Annotated in this window: 19 protein-coding genes; 12 read left to right on the top strand and 7 right to left on the bottom strand. The window is 61.3% G+C overall.

The features are described 5' to 3' along the window. Window positions 1-151: 151 nt before the first annotated feature. The 6 genes from rluB to BHC62_RS13895 all read right to left on the bottom strand — a co-directional run bounded on the left by rluB (window position 152) and on the right by BHC62_RS13895 (window position 5,027). The gene (gene rluB, locus BHC62_RS13920) at window positions 152-1,390 is read right to left on the bottom strand and encodes a 23S rRNA pseudouridine(2605) synthase RluB (RefSeq protein ID WP_029296351.1); all 1,239 of its coding nucleotides are present in this window, start codon (window positions 1,388-1,390) and stop codon (window positions 152-154) included. A gap of 143 nt (window positions 1,391-1,533) precedes the next feature. Further along, complete coding sequence (locus tag BHC62_RS13915) at window positions 1,534-1,725, bottom strand: DUF1289 domain-containing protein (protein WP_029296349.1); 192 nt, start codon at window positions 1,723-1,725, stop codon at window positions 1,534-1,536. 37 nt (window positions 1,726-1,762) lie between these two features. Then, window positions 1,763-2,689, bottom strand: a complete 927-nt coding sequence (gene scpB, locus BHC62_RS13910) for an SMC-Scp complex subunit ScpB (protein WP_029296346.1) — start codon at window positions 2,687-2,689, stop codon at window positions 1,763-1,765. Between the two features lie 12 nt (window positions 2,690-2,701). After that, on the bottom strand, window positions 2,702-3,400 hold the full coding sequence (locus BHC62_RS13905; RefSeq protein ID WP_169851199.1) for a ScpA family protein: 699 nt from the start codon (window positions 3,398-3,400) through the stop codon (window positions 2,702-2,704). A gap of 120 nt (window positions 3,401-3,520) precedes the next feature. Next, a complete protein-coding gene (locus BHC62_RS13900; protein ID WP_070995321.1) occupies window positions 3,521-4,150 on the bottom strand; it encodes an L-threonylcarbamoyladenylate synthase in 630 nt (209 codons plus the stop codon). Between the two features lie 13 nt (window positions 4,151-4,163). After that, window positions 4,164-5,027, bottom strand: coding sequence for a PHP domain-containing protein (locus BHC62_RS13895; protein ID WP_070995320.1), 864 nt, complete (start codon window positions 5,025-5,027; stop codon window positions 4,164-4,166). A gap of 87 nt (window positions 5,028-5,114) precedes the next feature. Here BHC62_RS13895 and BHC62_RS13890 point away from each other — a divergent pair, with 87 nt between their 5' ends. The 7 genes from BHC62_RS13890 to BHC62_RS13860 all read left to right on the top strand — a co-directional run bounded on the left by BHC62_RS13890 (window position 5,115) and on the right by BHC62_RS13860 (window position 10,628). Beyond that, entirely contained in the window at window positions 5,115-5,711 is a 597-nt protein-coding gene (locus tag BHC62_RS13890) for a septation protein A (RefSeq protein WP_029296338.1), read from the top strand. A 1-nt stretch (window position 5,712) separates the two neighbouring features. Next, window positions 5,713-6,012, top strand: a complete 300-nt coding sequence (locus BHC62_RS13885; protein ID WP_070995319.1) for a YciI family protein — start codon at window positions 5,713-5,715, stop codon at window positions 6,010-6,012. A gap of 106 nt (window positions 6,013-6,118) precedes the next feature. Next, on the top strand, window positions 6,119-6,526 hold the full coding sequence (locus BHC62_RS13880; RefSeq protein WP_070995318.1) for a translation initiation factor 2: 408 nt from the start codon (window positions 6,119-6,121) through the stop codon (window positions 6,524-6,526). Window positions 6,527-6,533: 7 nt separating this feature from the next. After that, a complete protein-coding gene (locus BHC62_RS13875; protein ID WP_029296332.1) occupies window positions 6,534-7,211 on the top strand; it encodes a response regulator transcription factor in 678 nt (225 codons plus the stop codon). 160 nt (window positions 7,212-7,371) lie between these two features. Beyond that, window positions 7,372-7,833, top strand: a complete 462-nt coding sequence (locus BHC62_RS13870) for an LTXXQ domain protein (RefSeq protein ID WP_070995317.1) — start codon at window positions 7,372-7,374, stop codon at window positions 7,831-7,833. 64 nt (window positions 7,834-7,897) lie between these two features. Then, entirely contained in the window at window positions 7,898-9,241 is a 1,344-nt protein-coding gene (locus BHC62_RS13865) for a HAMP domain-containing sensor histidine kinase (RefSeq protein WP_070995316.1), read from the top strand. A gap of 40 nt (window positions 9,242-9,281) precedes the next feature. Further along, window positions 9,282-10,628, top strand: a complete 1,347-nt coding sequence (locus tag BHC62_RS13860) for a CoA transferase (protein ID WP_070995315.1) — start codon at window positions 9,282-9,284, stop codon at window positions 10,626-10,628. 96 nt (window positions 10,629-10,724) lie between these two features. Here the strand turns inward: BHC62_RS13860 and arcD (BHC62_RS13855) are convergent, their stop codons facing one another. Further along, window positions 10,725-12,152 (bottom strand): arginine-ornithine antiporter, encoded by a 1,428-nt coding sequence (gene arcD, locus BHC62_RS13855; protein WP_029296323.1) that lies wholly within the window; start codon window positions 12,150-12,152, stop codon window positions 10,725-10,727. A gap of 448 nt (window positions 12,153-12,600) precedes the next feature. On the opposite strand from arcD (BHC62_RS13855), the gene arcD (BHC62_RS13850) reads away from it, so the two are divergent. The 5 genes from arcD (BHC62_RS13850) (at window position 12,601) to BHC62_RS13830 (ending at window position 17,952) form a co-directional block, all read left to right on the top strand. Next, window positions 12,601-14,028 carry an arginine-ornithine antiporter gene (gene arcD, locus BHC62_RS13850; protein WP_029296320.1) on the top strand — a complete coding sequence of 476 codons (1,428 nt, stop codon included), beginning with the start codon at window positions 12,601-12,603 and terminating at the stop codon, window positions 14,026-14,028. Between the two features lie 33 nt (window positions 14,029-14,061). Then, the gene (gene arcA / locus BHC62_RS13845) at window positions 14,062-15,318 is read left to right on the top strand and encodes an arginine deiminase (protein ID WP_070995314.1); all 1,257 of its coding nucleotides are present in this window, start codon (window positions 14,062-14,064) and stop codon (window positions 15,316-15,318) included. Window positions 15,319-15,387: 69 nt separating this feature from the next. Next, window positions 15,388-16,398 (top strand): ornithine carbamoyltransferase, encoded by a 1,011-nt coding sequence (locus tag BHC62_RS13840; RefSeq protein WP_029296316.1) that lies wholly within the window; start codon window positions 15,388-15,390, stop codon window positions 16,396-16,398. A gap of 200 nt (window positions 16,399-16,598) precedes the next feature. Further along, window positions 16,599-17,528, top strand: a complete 930-nt coding sequence (arcC, locus tag BHC62_RS13835; RefSeq protein ID WP_029296314.1) for a carbamate kinase — start codon at window positions 16,599-16,601, stop codon at window positions 17,526-17,528. Window positions 17,529-17,589: 61 nt separating this feature from the next. Then, window positions 17,590-17,952 (top strand): DUF5064 family protein, encoded by a 363-nt coding sequence (locus BHC62_RS13830; protein ID WP_070995313.1) that lies wholly within the window; start codon window positions 17,590-17,592, stop codon window positions 17,950-17,952. Window positions 17,953-18,242: the final 290 nt, after the last annotated feature.

Raw genomic sequence — 18,242 nt, 5'->3', positions numbered from 1 at the left:
CCGAGCACCGCGTTCATCCTGGATAAGCGTGACAGCTCTGGTTTTTTCGCGAGCAAGCTCGCTCCTGCACAAAATCCGACGCAAAAAAAACGCCAACCCTCAGGGTTGGCGTTTTCTCTTACCGCTCGCAGCTTAAAACTTGCCGCAGCCCTTAAGGCTTCTTGCGACCAAAGCCCGGACGCTGCCCGGAACCTGCCGGTGCACCACGGCGCTTGCCCGATGGCTCGTCAGCCACCAGTTTGAGCCCAGGGCGCTTTTTCGGCGCTGGCTTGGCTGGGCGCTTGGCGCCTTCGGCTGGACGATCGGTCTGCGGCGCACCGCGGCCTGCATCGCCTCGGTTGCTGCGGCCACCTGTTGGCGCTTCGCCACGACCGGCCGGACGTGGAGTACGCGGCGCACGCTCGCCATCCTGACGGGCTGGAGCCGATGGGCGACGATCACCCTCGATCTGCGGCTGACGGGAAATACGACCGCCAGTGGCCGGTGCATCCAGGGCCGGGCGCAAAGTGCGGGCAACGCGCTCGGTACGAGCCACTGGGCGCGACGATTTACGCTGCATACGCTCCAGCTTGTCTTTGCTCTTGGCGTTCATCTGCGGCATGGCCACCGGGGTCAGGCCCACTTCAGCACTGAGGATGTCGACTTCGTACTGGCTCATTTCGCGCCAGCGACCCATCGGCAGGTCAGAGTTGAGGAACACCGGGCCAAAACGCACGCGCTTCAGGCGGCTGACCACCAGGCCCTGGGATTCCCACAGGCGACGTACTTCACGGTTACGCCCTTCCATCACCACGCAGTGGTACCAGTGGTTGAAACCTTCGCCACCTGGAGCCTGCTTGATGTCGGTGAACTTGGCCGGGCCGTCTTCCAGCACGACGCCAGCCTTGAGGCGCTCGATCATCTCGTCATCGACTTCACCACGTACACGCACCGCATATTCACGGTCCATCTCGTAGGACGGGTGCATCAGGCGGTTGGCCAGTTCACCGTCGGTGGTGAACATCAGCAAGCCGGTGGTGTTGATGTCCAGGCGACCGATGTTGATCCAACGGCCTTCTTTGGGCTTGGGCATCTTGTCGAACACGGTGGGACGGCCTTCCGGGTCGTCGCGGGTGCAGATCTCGCCGTCGGGCTTGTTGTACATGATCACGCGGCGCACCGATTCGGCGGCCTCTTCACGCTTGATGACCTTGCCATCAATGGTGATCGCGTCATGCAGGTCGACGCGCTGGCCAAGGGTGGCCTCGACGCCGTTGACCTTGATGCGCTTCTGGGTGATCCAGGCTTCCACGTCGCGACGCGAGCCGACGCCGATACGGGCGAGAACTTTTTGCAGTTTCTCGCCTGCTGGGCCGATTTCCTGGCTGTCGTTCTGGTCTTGGTCTTTCATCTTAAGCACCTCCCGGTGTGTCGATTCAGGCGTGGCCTGAAGGTATTGAAACTGGGTTCTTGGGCGAACGCATCGCCGAAGGGTCGCGAATCATACGCTCATGGCGCGCATTGCGCATCAGAGACTAGTCGATATGGGCCGGCTCATTTACTTTTCCGCCGACCGGTGGCACCCAGGGCGAGCAGCCGTAACTCGGCTTCGGCCAGCACCGCGCGCTTGTCGACCTTGTCGAGTTTCTTCCAGGCCCGGATCTCACGCTTGCTGCGCCCGCAGCCGAGGCAGATATCGTCGCTGAATTTGCAGATGCTGATGCAGGGGTCTTTGGTGGAGCTCATCACTACCTCACTGCACAGGGCTTATCTGTGGGAGCTGTCAGTCTTCGAATTCGCGGCGTTCGTTTTCGATGGCTTCGGCCAGTGCTCGGGCTTCGGCTTCTTCTTCGCTCAACTCGGGCTGTTCAAGGGCGGCGACGGCGGCCAGCAATTTTTCGCGAGCGGCTGCCACACCCAAGATGTCTTCCAGAGGTTCAGGTTCGACCGCTGGCGTCGTTTCGACGTTCACCGGCGTTTCGGGCTCGGCCGCCCCATCGCGCAGCAAGTCATCAAAATCGGTCTTGATCCCCTGCTCCATATCGTCCAGCTCCAACAGCAGCGTATGGAAACTGGTCTCGTCCTTGGGCTCTTCCGGCTCGGCGCTGGCATCAGCCAGCTCCTGCAAGCCAGCCGGCACTGGCGCATCGTCGAAATCGAGCACCGGTTCGGCCTCGATCTCCCGCAATTCGGCCAATGGCGGCAGGTCGTCGAGGTTCTTCAGGTTGAAGTGATCGAGAAACACCTTGGTGGTGGCAAACATCGCCGGTTTGCCCGGCACGTCGCGGTAACCGACGATACGGATCCACTCGCGCTCCAGCAGCGTCTTGACGATATGACTGTTGACCGCCACGCCGCGTACGTCTTCGATCTCGCCACGGGTGATGGGCTGGCGATAGGCGATCAGCGCCATGGTTTCCAGCATCGCCCGGGAGTAACGCTGCGGGCGCTCTTCCCACAGGCGCCCGACCCACGGCGAAAACTTTTCGCGAATTTGCAGGCGGTAGCCCGAGGCCACTTCCCGCAGCTCAAAGGCCCGGCCTTCACAGGATTTGCGCAGGATCTCCAAGGCCTTCTTGAATACCGGCGGCTCCGGGCGCTCAGCCTCTTCAAACAGTTCGAACAGGCGCTCCAGTGATTGCGGCTTGCCCGAGGCCAAGAGGAAGGCTTCCAACAGCGGGGCCAGTTCGCGGGGTTCAGTCAGATTCATCGATTCAGCTCGTTATTCGGCTCGCGCCCGCACGTGGATAGCCGCAAAAGGCTCATTCTGTACCAGCTCGACCAAGGACTCCTTGACCAATTCGAGGATCGCCATAAAAGTCACCACCACCCCCAGGCGCCCTTCTTCAGCGGTGAACAGCTCGACAAACGGCACAAAACCACCGCCCTTGAGGCGCTCCAGCACATCACTCATGCGTTCGCGAGTGGACAAGGCTTCACGGCTGACCTGGTGGCTTTCAAACATATCGCCACGGCGCAGCACCTCGGCCATGGACATCAGCAATTCTTCCAGGCTCACATCTGGCAACAATTTGCGCGCCCGGGCTTCCGGCGCATCCAGCTTGGGCACCACCACGTCACGGCCCACGCGGCTCAAGCCGTCAATGCCCTCGGCGGCTGCCTTGAAGCGCTCGTACTCCTGCAGGCGGCGGATCAGTTCGGCGCGCGGGTCGTCCTCTTCGGCCTCGATCGTCTCCGAGCGCGGCAGCAGCATGCGCGACTTGATCTCGGCCAGCATCGCGGCCATCACCAGGTATTCGGCGGCCAGTTCCAGGCGCACCGACTGCATCAACTCGACATAGCCCATGTACTGGCGGGTGATTTCTGCCACCGGGATATCAAGGATATTGATGTTCTGTTTGCGGATCAGGTACAGCAGCAAGTCCAGCGGCCCCTCGAAGGCCTCAAGGAAGACTTCCAGGGCATCCGGCGGGATGTACAAGTCCAGGGGCATTTCCATGACCGCCTGGCCGTAGACCATGGCAAATGGCAGCTCCTGCTGGGCGCCGGCCTGGCTGTCGACGGGTTCCACGGCCGACATTCAGGCCTCGACCATGAACGGCGTGGGATCGCCGCAACCGACGCGCACCACTTCAGGCTCGCCGTCGGCCAGGTTGATCACAGTAGACGCCTTGTTGCCGCCGTAGCCGCCGTCGATGATCAGGTCTACGTGTTTTTCCAGGAGTTGGCGCATTTCGTAAGGGTCGTACAGCGGCTCGGACTCTCCGGGCATGATCAGCGACACGCTCATCAGTGGCTCACCCAGCTCGGCCAGTAACGCCAGGGCGATGGGATGCTCCGGCACCCGCAGGCCGATGGTGCGCTTCTTCGGGTGCAGCAACAGGCGCGGCACCTCGCGGGTGGCATTGAGGATGAACGTGTAGGGCCCTGGCGTATGGGCCTTGAGCAGGCGGAAAGTGCCCGTATCAACCTTGGCGAACAGACCCAGTTGCGACAAGTCGCTACAGATCAACGCGAAGTTGTGGTTCTTATCCAGGTCGCGCAGGCGTCTTACGCGCTCCACCGCATTCTTGTCGCCGATCTGACAACCAATGGCGTAGGAGGAGTCCGTGGGGTAGATCACCACGCCACCGGCACGGATGATCTCCACGGCCTGCTTGATCAGCCGCGCTTGCGGGTTTTCCGGATGAATCTGGAAAAATTGACTCACGTTTTCTACCTGTTCAGACGGTGGCGGTAATGGGGTCATGCTTGAATCGCCCCCACAGGAGCGGCAAGTCTTCCGGGACCGGGCGGTATTCGCCGATCTCCGACCAGCCGCCTGGGCCATGGAAATCACTGCCGGCGCTGACCAGCAGCCCAAATTCACGGGCAAGAATCGCCAGGCTGCCAACCTGTTCGGCGGGTTGATGCCCATTGACCACTTCGATGGCGTGGCCACCTGCTTGAATATAGTCGCCTATCAGCTTGCGGCGTTTACTGCGGGTGAAATCATAGTGCCAGGGATGCGCCAGGCTGACCCAGGCCCCCGAAGCGCGCAGGGTGGCCACGGTGTCTTCGAGGGTCGGCCAGTGCAACTTCACGTCCCCCAGCTTGCCGGCGCCCAGCCATTTGCGGAACGCTTCGGCGCGATCCTTGACGTAACCTGCGCGCACCATCCAGTCGGCAAAATGCGGACGGGCCGGCGCGTTGCCACTGTCGCCCAGCTCCTGCTGGATGGCACGGGCGCCCTCCAGGGCGTTGGGCATGCCTTTGAGCGCCAGTTTGCGGCTTATTTCTTCGGACCGCAGCCAGCGGCCATCGTGCAAACTGGCAATGGCCGCCACCAATGGCGGGGCGTTGACGTCGAAACCGTAGCCCAGTACATGAATGGTCGCCCCGCCCCAGGTGCAGGACAGTTCGACGCCATTGACCAGATACATCCCCAGTGCCGTGGCGGCGCTGCGCGCCTCGTCCAGGCCTTCGAGGGTGTCGTGATCGGTCAGCGACAGGACTCGCACGCCTTTTTCAAACGCACGCGCAACCAGTACCGCGGGCGCCAGGGCGCCGTCGGAGGCCGTGCTGTGGCAGTGCAAATCAACATTCACGGGAGTGTGTAACCTCAAGTCAGCTGGCGCTATCGCAACCAAGGATGTTTGTTATTATGCCGCCACATCCAGCTTCTGGCTCTTACTGTGAAACAATTCATCGACTTCATCCCGCTGTTGCTGTTTTTCATCGTCTTCAAAACCGACCCACGGGTCTTGGATATCGGCGGCCATGAGCTGTCGTTCGGCGGCATCTACAGCGCCACCGCGGTGCTGATCATCAGTTCCCTGGTGGTCTACGGCGCGATCTTCATCTCCCAGCGCAAGCTGGAAAAAAGCCAATGGCTGACCCTGATCGCCTGCCTGGTCTTTGGCGGCCTGACCCTGGCCTTCCACAGCGAAACCTTCCTTAAATGGAAAGCCCCGGTGGTCAACTGGCTGTTCGCCCTGGCCTTTATCGGCAGCCACTTCATCGGCGATCGCCTGTTGATCAAGCGGATCATGGGCCATGCCCTGAGCCTGCCGGAGCCGATCTGGACCCGCCTGAACATCGCCTGGATCCTGTTTTTCCTGTTCTGCGGCGCGGCCAACCTGTTCGTGGCCTTTACCTTCCAGAGCTACTGGGTCGACTTCAAGGTGTTCGGCAGCCTGGGCATGACCGTAGTATTCCTGGTTGCCCAGGGCATCTACCTGTCGCGCCACTTGCACGATACCGACTCCACCACGCCAAAAACCGAGGACTGACATGCTCTACGCAATCATTGCCACCGACGTCGCCAACTCCCTGGAAAAGCGCCTGGCTGTGCGCCCGGCCCACGTGGAACGCCTCAAGGCGCTGCAAGCCGAAGGACGCATCGTGCTCGCCGGCCCACACCCGGCAGTCGACAGCAATGACCCGGGTGAAGCCGGCTTCACCGGCAGCCTGATCGTTGCCGAGTTCGCGTCCCTGGCCGATGCCCAAGCCTGGGCCAAGGCCGACCCGTACGTAGCGGCCGGTGTGTATGCCGATGTCGTGATCAAACCCTTCAAGCAAGTCCTGCCTTGATCCGGGTGGCGCTGAACCTATTGGGTTCGGCAAACGCCTGATCGCTCATTATTCTCGGTAACCTGCCGACAACGTTCTGAATATTCGTGTGGAATCAGGAGTTCCGATGCGCTTAAGTCAGTTGTGTCTGTTGGCAGTGTTAACGATCGGGGCCACGGCCCAGGCTGAAGAAACCTCGAACACCGGCAGTTCTACGCCCCTGTCCTTGAGTGCCGGCAGCCAGATCACCGAGTTGCAGCAACGCTTGAAAGAAAGCGAACGCCTGCGCGAAGAACTGAGCAAACAATTGCAAACTGCCGATGCCGCCCGCGAGAGTGCGCAATTGAGCCGCTTGCGCCAGGAGAACCAGCGCCTGGCCCAGCAACTCAAGGACGCACAAGGCAGCACCCTGCCCCGCTGGCTCACCGACCAGCAGCAATGGTTCGTGATTGGCGCAGGAGTTGCGCTGGTTGCCCTGCTGTGCGGTATCTTCGCCAGTGGCGGGCATCGGCGCCGTCGACAATGGCTAAATTGAGTGAGTCATGAGCGAGCTGTTACTGATAGATGATGACCAGGAGCTCTGTGAGCTGCTGACCAGTTGGTTGAGCCAGGAAGGTTTCCAGGTGCGCGCTTGCCATGACGGCGTGAGCGCCCGCAAGGCCTTGGCCGACGCCGCGCCGGCGGCCGTGGTGCTGGACGTGATGCTGCCCGACGGCAGCGGCCTGGAGCTGCTCAAGCAATTGCGCGCCGACCACCCGGAACTGCCGGTGCTGATGCTCTCGGCACGGGGCGAGCCCCTGGACCGGATCCTCGGCCTGGAGCTGGGCGCCGATGACTACCTGGCCAAGCCCTGCGACCCCCGCGAACTGACCGCCCGCCTACGGGCGGTGTTGCGCCGCAGCCATCCGACGGCTGTGTCGACCCAACTGGAACTGGGCGACCTGTGCTTCAGCCCGGTGCGCGGCGTGGTGATCATCGACCATCAGGAACTGACCCTCACCCTGTCCGAAAGCCGCCTGCTGGAAGCCTTGCTGCGCCAGCCGGGCGAGCCGCTGGACAAGCAGGAACTGGCGCAGATTGCCCTGGGCCGCAAGCTGACCCTGTATGACCGCAGCCTGGACATGCACGTCAGCAACCTGCGCAAGAAAATCGGCCCGCATGCCGACGGCCGTCCGCGGATCGTCGCCCTGCGCAGCCGTGGCTACTACTACACCCCCTGAAATCCCCTGTAGGAGCCGGCTTGCCGGCTCTTACCTGTTTTGTAAGCCCCCACCCAACCCGTCTTTACCCAAGCTTTACCCTCCCCTGACCGCCGCTGACCTTGATCCTCGTAATCTACTCACATCCGGACTCACCGGAACCGAGACAAGGAGAAACACCATGCGCAAGACCCTTATCGCTCTGATGTTCGCTGCTGCCCTGCCTACCGTTGCCATGGCCATGCCAGAAGGCCCAGGCCCGGTGGGCGGTCCAGAAGGCCATATGATGGGCGGCCCGGGCCACGGCGGTGAACACGGCATGCGCGGCAAAGGCGGCCCTTTCAGCCAACTGGACCTGACCCGCGAACAGCGCCAGCAGATCGGCAAGTTGATGGGCGAGCAACGCGAAGGTCGTCAGCAACTGGTCAAAAAGTACCTGGACAAACTCCCGGCCGCTGAGCAGAAAGCCATGAACGACGAGATGGCCGCCGCCAAGCAGAAAACCCAAGCCGATATCCGCGCCCTGCTCAAGCCTGACCAGCAGAAGAAGTTCGACGAAATGGCGAAGAAACGCGCCGAGCGTCAGGCCGAGTGGCAGCAGTTCCAGGCCTGGAAAGCGCAACAACCGCAAAAAGCGCAATAATGCGTTAGCAATCTCCCAGCCCAGTGGCCCGCGCCACTGGGCTTTTCCTGTTTGAGGGTTTCCTGTGCGTTCACTCTTCTGGCGCATCCTTGCCAGTTTTTGGCTGGCCATCGCCCTGGTTGCCGGGCTGTCGATCCTGCTTGGGCATATGCTCAACCAGGATGCCTGGATTCTCAGCCGCCACCCTGGCCTCAGTAACCTGGCCGAGGAATGGACCCAGCGCTACGAAACCCAAGGCGAGGATGCGGCCCAGGACTTGTTGCAACAGCGCAAGCGCCAATACCACGTCGATGTGCAAGTGCTCAACGAAAGCGGCGACCCGGTGGTACGTGGCACCTTCCCGCGCCGTGCCGCCGCCTTCGAAGCGCGACAGCATGAGAGCCACGAGGGCCGGCTGCCCTGGCGTCGCCTGACGGCCGAATACACCAGCGAGAAGACCGGCGATACCTACCTGCTGATCTACCGCATCGCCCTGCCGGAGCTGGATGCCTGGCACCGCAGCAGCCTGCTCTGGCCATTGAGCGCCCTGGCGATTGCGCTGGTGGTGCTGACCCTGTTCAGCCTGCTGGTGACCCTGTCGATCACGCGGCCTTTGAGCCGCTTGCGCGGCGCGGTGCATGATCTGGGGCAGACCACGTACCAGCAAAACAGCCTGGCTCGCCTGGCCGACCGGCGCGATGAGTTTGGCGTGCTGGCCACCGACTTCAACCGCATGGGCGCGCGCCTGCAAAGCCTGATCGGCAGCCAGCGGCAACTGCTGCGCGACGTCTCCCATGAGCTGCGCTCGCCCCTGGCCCGCCTGCGGATCGCACTGGCCCTGGCGGAACGGGCCACCCCCGAGGCACGGGAAAAGCTCTGGCCGCGCCTGACCCTGGAATGTGACCGCCTCGAAGCCCTGATCAGCGAGATCCTGGTACTGGCGCGAGTCGACGCCGACAACGCCAGCGCCGAAGACATCGACCTCAATAGGCTGCTCGAGACCCTGCAAAAGGACGCCCAGCTCGGCGCCCCGGACCAGGAAGTCCGGCTTCAGGCCGACCCGGCGTTAAACCTCAAGGGCTGGCCCCATATGATCGAACGGGCGCTGGACAACCTGTTGCGCAATGCCCAGCGCTTCAACCCGCCCACCCAGCCGATTGAAATGCGCGCCCAGCGTGAGGGCGAACGCATTGTGATCAGCGTGCGCGATCACGGCCCGGGCGTAGATGCCGAGTGCCTGCAAAAACTGGGCGAGCCGTTTTACCGTGCCCCCGGGCAAACCGCCCAAGGTCATGGCCTGGGCCTGGCCATCGCCCGGCGCGCCGCCGAGCGTCACGGCGGCAGCCTGAGCCTGGCCAACCACCCCGAGGGCGGTTTTATCGCCACCCTGGATTTGCCCTTGCAACCGGGGATTGCAGGACACCCCTGAAGATCTTCTATGATGGCCCTTCTGTTAAGGAGGGCCCCTGATGACTGATCTGCTCACATCGATCCAACTTGCACTCGATCTGCCGGCCGCACCGCTGGCGACCACAGAGGCCGGTGCCCTGCCGTCGGCCTTCGCCGTCACCGAGTTGGCCTGCGCCAGCATGGGTGCGGCGGGTCAGGCAGTGGCCCGCCTGCTTGAACAACAGACCGCGCGCTTGCCCGCCGTCAGCGTCGACCGGCGCCTGGCCTCGTTCTGGTTCTCCAGCTCCCTGCGCCCGCTGGGCTGGAGCGTTCCGCCATTATGGGACCCGATTGCCGGCGACTATGCCTGCGCCGATGGCTGGATTCGCCTGCACACCAACGCCCCACACCATCGTGCCGCCGCCGAGCGAGTACTCGGACAGGCGGCGCAGCGGACGGCAATGGCCCTCAAGGTCGCCCGGTGGAACGCTGGCGAGCTTGAACAAGCGATAGTCGACGAAGCCGGCTGTGCGGCGCAGATGCGCACCTGGCAGGAGTGGCAGGCCCATCCACAAGGGTTGGCGGTCAATCAGGAACCCCTGATCGCATGGGAGCGCTTCGACGCGCGCGGCAAAAGCCGCTGGCTCGGCAGCGTTGCGCGCCCGCTGGCGGGGGTCAAGGTCCTGGACCTGACCCGCGTCCTGGCCGGCCCCGTGGCCAGTCGTTTTCTTGCAGGCCTGGGTGCCGACGTATTGCGCATCGACGCACCCGACTGGAACGAACCCGGGGTTGTCCCGGAAATGACCCTGGGTAAGCGCTGCGCGCGCCTTGATCTTAAACACGCCAACGACCGGCAACTATTCGAAAACCTGCTCAGGGATGCCGACATTCTGCTTCACGGTTATCGGGCAGATGCGCTGGAACACCTGGGTTACAACGCAACCGCACTGCAGCAGATTGCCCCGGGCCTGATCGACGTCAGCCTTAACGCCTACGGCTGGAGCGGCCCGTGGCGCAATCGCCGGGGCTTCGACAGCCTGGTGCAGATGAGCAGCGGCATCGCCCACGCCGGTATGCAGAGCAAACAGTTGGATCAACCCGTGCCGCTGCCAGTGCAGGCTCTGGACCATGCTACCGGCTACCTGATGGCCGCCAGTGCGATACAGGCCTTGGCCCAGCGCTTGAACAGCGGGCACGCAGGTTCGGCACGGCTGTCGCTGGCGCGTACGGCAAAATTGTTGGTCGAAGCGGCACACGGCAAGCAGCCCGCATTGCGTGAAGAACAACCCGCTGATCAGGGGCTGCTGGTGGAACAGACGGCCTGGGGGCCGGCACATCGTTTGCTGGCCCCGGTCACTATTACCGGGACACCGCTGCAATGGGTCTTGCCGGCCGGGGAATTGGGCGCGCATCGGGCACAGTGGTGACCTTGGGATTGTCATCGCGGGCAAGCCCACTCCCACAGTTGATTGTGTACAACTCAGTCAATGTGGGCTTGCCCGCGATGAAGCCCGCACAATCGCTCATAGGCTCAACACACCACTGTACAACCCATACGCCGCCAGGCTCGCCCCAGCGATCACACAGCTGAAAATGCCTTTTTCCAACAAGGTAAACAGCGGCTGGCCCTGCTCGCGCTTGGCCTGGGCAAACAGGATGACGCCCGGCGCATACAGCAGCGCTGACAGCAGCAGGTATTTCAAGCCACCGGCATACAGCAGCCAGACCGCATAGCCCAGGGCAATCACGCCCACCAGCAGGTCCTTGAGCCGCTCGCCCTGGGCGCCCTCATAGGTTTCCCCGCGCCCGCACAGCAGCACGGCATAGGCCGCCGACCATAAATACGGCACCAGAATCATCGACGAGGCCAGGTAGATCAGCGTGGTGTAAGTGCTGGCGGAAAACAGCGTGATCACCAGGAACAGCTGGATCATCACATTGGTCAGCCACAACGCATTGACCGGCACACGGTTGGCATTTTCCTTTTTCAGGAAGGCCGGCATGGTCTTGTCATGGGCGGTGGCGTAGAGAATCTCGGCGCACAGCAAGGCCCATGACAGCAACGCCCCCAGCAAAGACACCGCCAGGCCGATGCTGATCAACATCGCGCCCCAGGGGCCCACGATATGTTCCAGCACGCCCGCCAGTGACGGGTTCTGCAAGTTGGCTAACTCGGGCTGGCTCATGATCCCCAGGGACAGCACGTTCACCAGTACCAGCAGGGCCAGCACCCCGACAAACCCGATCACCGTGGCGCGCCCCACGTCGGAGCGTTTTTCGGCGCGCGCCGAGTACACACTGGCGCCTTCGATGCCGATAAACACAAACACGGTGACCAGCATCATGTTGCGCACCTGGTCCATCACCCCACCGAATTGCGGGTTGCCCAGGCCCCAGATATCCCGGGTAAAAATGTCTGCCTTGAAGGCCACGGCGGCGATCACGATGAACATCAGCAACGGCACGATCTTGGCCACAGTCGTGACCTGATTGATAAACGCCGCCTCCTTGATGCCGCGCATCACCAGAAAATGCACGGCCCACAGCAGCAACGACGCGCAACCGATCGCCACGGGCGTGTTGCCCTGGCCGAACACCGGGAAAAAATAGCCCAGGGTGCTGAACAGCAACACGAAGTAGCCGACATTGCCCATCCAGGCGCTGATCCAGTAGCCCCAGGCCGACGAGAAGCCCATGTAGTCACCAAAACCGGCCTTCGCGTAGGCATACACACCCGAGTCCAGGTTGGGCTTGCGGTTGGCCAGGGTCTGGAACACAAAGGCCAGGGTCAACATGCCAATGGCGGTGATGCCCCAGCCGATCAGGATCGCCCCCACCTCTGCCCGCGCCGCCATGTTCTGCGGCAACGAGAAGATCCCGCCGCCAATCATCGAGCCCACCACCAACGCCACCAGGGCGCTGAGGCGCAGCTTTTGTGCCGGTTGCGACATAGAAACTCCTGCAGATAAAACCGTCATTGAGCTAACAACTGTGCACTCGGCTAATTTATCGAAAACATGCAACGTTTATTATCTATAGCGAATAACACTGCTCGCCTCATAACTTAATGACATTTCAGTTAGTCGAGTTTAGGCAAATTTAGAATTTAAATACCCCTTGTCTTTTATCCTTGAGAGGTATTTGGCAAAGCCTTTTGAAAAAGTTTGCACATCTGCGAAAACGGGCTAGCTTCAAACATCCACGCCTTACGCATATCGCATTAATCCAAACGGATAAAAGCTCTGGGACGCGCTTATCCGAGTAATTATACGCCCGCAGCATTTATTCATAAGTCTTTAATTCACAATGGAATGTGCCAATGAAGTGATCTGAGTCAGCTGTTTGAATAGCGCACAGTTTTATTCTGTGGTCTCTCTTCTCCTGCATTGGAGTCACGCAATGTCTGAATCTCCCGGAAAACTTCGATTAGGCGCCCTTGTTGCTCTAGTTGTGGGCTCAATGATTGGCGGTGGGATCTTCTCGTTGCCGCAAAACATGGCCGCCAGCGCCGATGTTGGTGCGGTATTGATTGGTTGGGTTATCACCGCCGTAGGTATGTTGACCCTGGCCTTTGTGTTCCAGACCCTGGCCAACCGCAAACCCGACCTGGACGGCGGTGTATACGCCTACGCCAAGGCCGGTTTTGGCGACTACATGGGTTTCTCGTCGGCCTGGGGCTACTGGATCAGTGCCTGGCTGGGCAACGTCGGTTACTTCGTGCTGCTGTTCAGCACCCTCGGTTACTTCTTCCCCATTTTCGGCGAAGGCAATACCCCGGCGGCAGTGATTGGCGCCTCGGTGTTGTTGTGGGCCGTGCATTTCCTGGTGCTGCGCGGCATCAAGGAAGCAGCGTTCATCAACCTGGTCACTACGGTCGCCAAGGTCGTGCCGCTGGTGCTGTTCGTATTGATCGCACTGTTCGCGTTCAAGCTGGACATCTTCACCGCGGATATCTGGGGCGTGAAAAACCCCGACCTGGGCAGTGTGATGAACCAGGTGCGCAACATGATGCTGGTTACCGTCTGGGTATTTATCGGTATCGAAGGCGCGAGCATCTTCTCGTCCCGTGCCGAAAAGCGCTCGGATGTGGGCAAGGCCACCGTCATCGGCTTTATCACCGTGCTGCTGTTCCTGATGCTGGTGAACGTGCTGTCCCTGGGGATCATGACTCAACCGGAACTGGCCAAGCTGCAGAACCCGTCGATGGCGGCCGTGCTCGAGCATGTGGTCGGCCACTGGGGCGCGGTGCTGATCAGCGTCGGCTTGATCATCTCCCTGCTCGGCGCGTTGCTGTCGTGGGTGCTGCTGTGCGCAGAGATCATGTTCGCCGCTGCCAAAGACCACACCATGCCGGAGTTCCTGCGTAAGGAAAACGCCAACCATGTGCCGGTCAACGCCCTGTGGCTGACCAACGCCATGGTGCAGATATTCCTGGTAATCACCCTGTTCTCCGCCAGTACCTACCTGTCGCTGATCTACCTCGCCACCTCGATGATCCTGGTGCCTTACCTGTGGTCGGCGGCCTACGCACTGTTGCTGGCGGTACGCGGCGAGACCTACGAGGCGGCCCTGGCCGAGCGCAAGAAAGACCTGTTCATCGGCGCCATCGCCCTGATCTACGCGGTCTGGCTGTTGTATGCCGGCGGCACCAAATACCTGCTGTTGTCCGCCCTGCTCTATGCCCCTGGCGCGATCCTGTTCGCCAAGGCCAAGCGTGAGCTGGGCAAACCGATTTTCACCAACGTCGAGAAGCTGATTTTCGCCGCAGTGGTCATTGGCGCCCTGGTGGCGGCCTATGGGCTCTACGACGGCTTCCTGACCCTGTAACACCTGAATCTTTTGTTCACTGGAGGATCTGTAATGACCACGGAAAAAGTTAAGTACGGCGTACATTCCGAAGCCGGCAAACTGCGCAAAGTCATGGTGTGTTCCCCAGGTCTGGCCCATCAGCGGCTGACCCCCAACAATTGCGACGAACTGCTCTTCGATGACGTGCTCTGGGTGGCCCAGGCCAAGCGCGACCATTTCGACTTCGTCACCAAGATGCGCGAGCGCGATATCGATGTGCTGGAAATGCACAACCTGCTGACCGAGATTGTCGCCATCCCCGAAGCGCTGGACTGGATCCTGGAGCGCAAGATCACCGCCAACACCGTGGGCCTGGGCCTGGTCGATGAAGTCGGCTCGTGGCTGCGCAGCCTGGAGCCACGCAAGATCGCCGAGTTCCTGATCGGTGGCGTGTCGGCCGATGACCTGCCCAGCAGCTTCGGTGGCAAGACCATCGAGATGTTCCGCGACTTCCTCGGCCACGCCAGCTTCATCCTGCCGCCGCTGCCCAACACTCAGTTCACCCGTGACACCACGTGCTGGATCTACGGTGGCGTGACACTCAACCCCATGTACTGGCCGGCGCGACGTCAGGAAACCCTGCTGACCACCGCCATCTACAAGTTCCACCCCGAGTTCACCAACGCCGACTTCCAGATCTGGTACGGCGACCCTGACCAGGAGCATGGCGCTGCCACCCTGGAAGGCGGCGACGTGATGCCGATTGGCAACGGCGTGGTGTTGATCGGCATGGGCGAGCGTTCGTCCCACCAGGCTATCGGCCAACTGGCGCGCAACCTGTTCAAGAACAAGGCCGTGGAAAAGGTCATCGTTGCCGGCCTGCCGAAATCCCGCGCGGCGATGCACCTGGACACCGTGTTCAGCTTCTGCGACCGCGACCTGGTGACCATCTTCCCGGAAGTGGTGAACCAGATCGTGCCCTTCACCCTGCGTCCAGATGAAAGCAAGCCCCACGGCATTGATATCCAACGGGAGAAAACCAACTTCCTCGATACCGTGGCCGCCGCCCTCGGCCTCAAGGCCCTGCGCGTAGTGGAGACCGGCGGCAACAGCTTCGCCGCCGAACGCGAACAGTGGGACGACGGCAACAACGTGGTGGCCGTGGAGCCTGGCGTGGTGATCGGCTACGACCGCAACACCTACACCAACACTCTGCTGCGCAAAGCCGGTGTGGAAGTCATCACCATCAGCGCCGGCGAACTGGGGCGCGGCCGTGGCGGCGGCCACTGCATGACCTGCCCGATCATCCGCGACCCTATCGACTACTAAACGACCATCTCCCCGGCGGCGTCCACCCGATGCCGCACGGGCCGATTACCGAATCCAAGGAGAATCATCATGGCGTTCAACATCCACAACCGTAACCTGCTGAGCCTGGAACACCACACCCCGCGCGAACTGCGCTACCTGCTGGACCTGTCCCGCGACCTCAAGCGCGCCAAGTACACCGGCACCGAGCAGCAGCACCTCAAAGGCAACAACATCGCGCTGATCTTCGAGAAAACCTCGACCCGCACCCGATGTGCCTTCGAAGTGGCGGCCTATGACCAGGGCGCCAACGTCACCTACATCGACCCGAACTCGTCGCAGATCGGCCACAAAGAAAGCATGAAAGACACCGCCCGCGTACTTGGGCGCATGTACGACGCCATCGAATACCGTGGCTTCAAGCAGGAAATCGTCGAAGAACTGGCGAAATTCGCCGGCGTGCCGGTATTCAACGGCCTGACCGACGAGTACCACCCAACCCAGATGATCGCCGACGTGCTGACCATGCGTGAACACGCCGACAAGCCGATCCACGACATCAGCTACGCCTACCTGGGCGACGCCCGCAACAACATGGGCAACTCGCTGCTGCTGGTCGGCGCCAAGCTGGGCATGGACGTGCGCATCTGCGCGCCAAAAGCCCTGTGGCCCCATGACGATCTGGTCGGTCGCTGCAAAAAATACGCAGAAGAAAGCGGTGCACGCATCACCCTCACCGAAGACCCGAAAGCGGCGGTCAAGGGTGTGGACTTCATCCACACCGACGTCTGGGTGTCCATGGGCGAGCCAGTAGAGGCTTGGGCCGAACGTATCGAGCAACTGCTGCCGTACCAGGTCAATGCCCAACTGATGAAAGCCACCGGCAACCCACGCACCAAGTTCATGCACTGCCTGCCGGCGTTCCATAACAGCGATACCAAGATCGGCAAGCAGATTGCCGAGCAGTATCCGCACCTGGCCAACGGCATCGAAGTGACCGACGACGTGTTCGAGTCCCCGGCCTGCATCGCCTTCGAGCAAGCGGAAAACCGCATGCATACCATCAAGGCGATCCTGGTTTCGACCCTAGCGGACCTGTAACCCGGCACCGCTTCCACTGATGCAACACGGTCAATGTGGGAGCGAGCTTTATGTGGGAGCTGGCTTGCCTGCGATGGCATCACCTCAATATGTCTGGCAGACCGAGGTGACTGCATCGCGGGCAAGCCCGGCTCCTACATAAAGCCTGTTCCCACACTTGGCCCAGTGTTCACAAGGCAGAATTCTAGAAGGATTGCATTATGCGTATCGTCGTTGCACTGGGCGGTAACGCCCTGCTCCGCCGTGGTGAACCCATGACTGCGGACAACCAACGCGCCAATATCCGGGTCGCCACCGAACAGATTGCCAAGATTCATCCCGGCAATGAGCTGGTGATCGCCCACGGCAATGGGCCGCAAGTCGGCCTGCTGTCGCTGCAAGCGGCCGCCTACACCCAGGTTTCCCCCTACCCGCTGGACGTGCTGGGCGCCGAAACCGAAGGCATGATCGGCTACATCATCGAACAGGAACTGGGCAACCTGCTGGACTTTGAAGTGCCTTTCGCCACCCTGTTGACCCAGGTCGAAGTGGACGCCAAGGACCCGGCCTTCCAGAACCCGACCAAGCCGATCGGCCCTGTCTACTCCAAGGCCGAAGCCGAAAAACTGGCCGCCGAAAAAGGCTGGGCAATTGCCCCCGACGGCGATAAATACCGTCGGGTAGTGGCCAGCCCACGGCCCAAACGCATCTTTGAAATCCGCCCGATCAAGTGGCTCCTGGAAAAGAGCAGCATCGTGATCTGCGCCGGCGGCGGCGGTATCCCGACCATGTACGACGAGAACGGCAAGCTCAAGGGCATCGAAGCTGTGATCGATAAAGACCTGTGTTCCTCGCTGCTGGCCCAGCAACTGGAAGCCGACCTGCTGGTGATCGCCACCGACGTCAATGCGGCCTTTATCGACTTCGGTAAACCGACGCAAAAAGCCATCGGCCAGGCGCACCCTGACGACATGGAAAAACTCGGCTTCGCCGCCGGCTCCATGGGGCCCAAGGTCCAGGCCGCCTGCGAGTTCGCCCGCAACACTGGCAAAACCGCAGTGATCGGTTCACTCTCGGACATCGAAGCCATTGTCCAGGGCACCGCCGGCACCCGTATCAGCACGGCAAAACCTGGCATCACCTACTTATAAATACACCCCGGGCGGTTGTTGCAGCCGCCCTTCTCCAATGCCTTGTTAGGGAGAGACGCCTATGGCCATTTTTGAACCCGGTCACTTGCATGTTGAACGCCATGCATTGAATGCCCAGGATCACAGCTACGACCTGTGCATCGACTACGAAGTCAGCCAGGACCCAAAGGAAGGCAAGGGAATGCTCTTCAAGATGCACGGTTCGGTGCAGGGCAAAGACCTCAAGGAAGAATTCTTCCTGCCCAAGGACCAGGCCTTCGACTTTGCCCGCCACGCCATGAACATCGCGCAGAAGTACGGCATGCCGAAAACTGCGGTGCTCAACGGTGGCATGCATAAACAGTACGACCTGATGTTCGAGGATGTGCGCCACCAACTGGATGTAAAACCGGGCGACCCGATCAGGCCAGAGCATCTGGAATAACCTCGGTTCCACTGCCATAACCAGTCAAATGTGGGAGCTGGCTTGCCTGCGATAGGCATGAGTATCTACGCAACTCTTTGATGGTTCTTGGGGATGTGTACATATCCGTTGCTGCGGTCACGGCGGCTATGGGTTCCGCCCTGACGGCGGGTCACTTTCGAAAAGCGCGAAAGTAACCAAAGCGCTCTTGCCCCCACCACTCGGTGCCTCGCCTAGGCTCGGCATGCCCGCAGTCAGGCATTGCTCCGTGGGCCCGCCGCGATCGGCCATCCATGGCCGTGTCGCGGCTA

Origin of the sequence: Pseudomonas sp. 06C 126 (assembly GCF_001855215.1) — a bacterium.
Taxonomy (GTDB): domain Bacteria; phylum Pseudomonadota; class Gammaproteobacteria; order Pseudomonadales; family Pseudomonadaceae; genus Aquipseudomonas; species Aquipseudomonas proteolytica.
The sequence above is the reverse complement of the archived record's forward strand: the minus strand, read 5'-3'. Positions and strand labels throughout refer to the sequence as shown.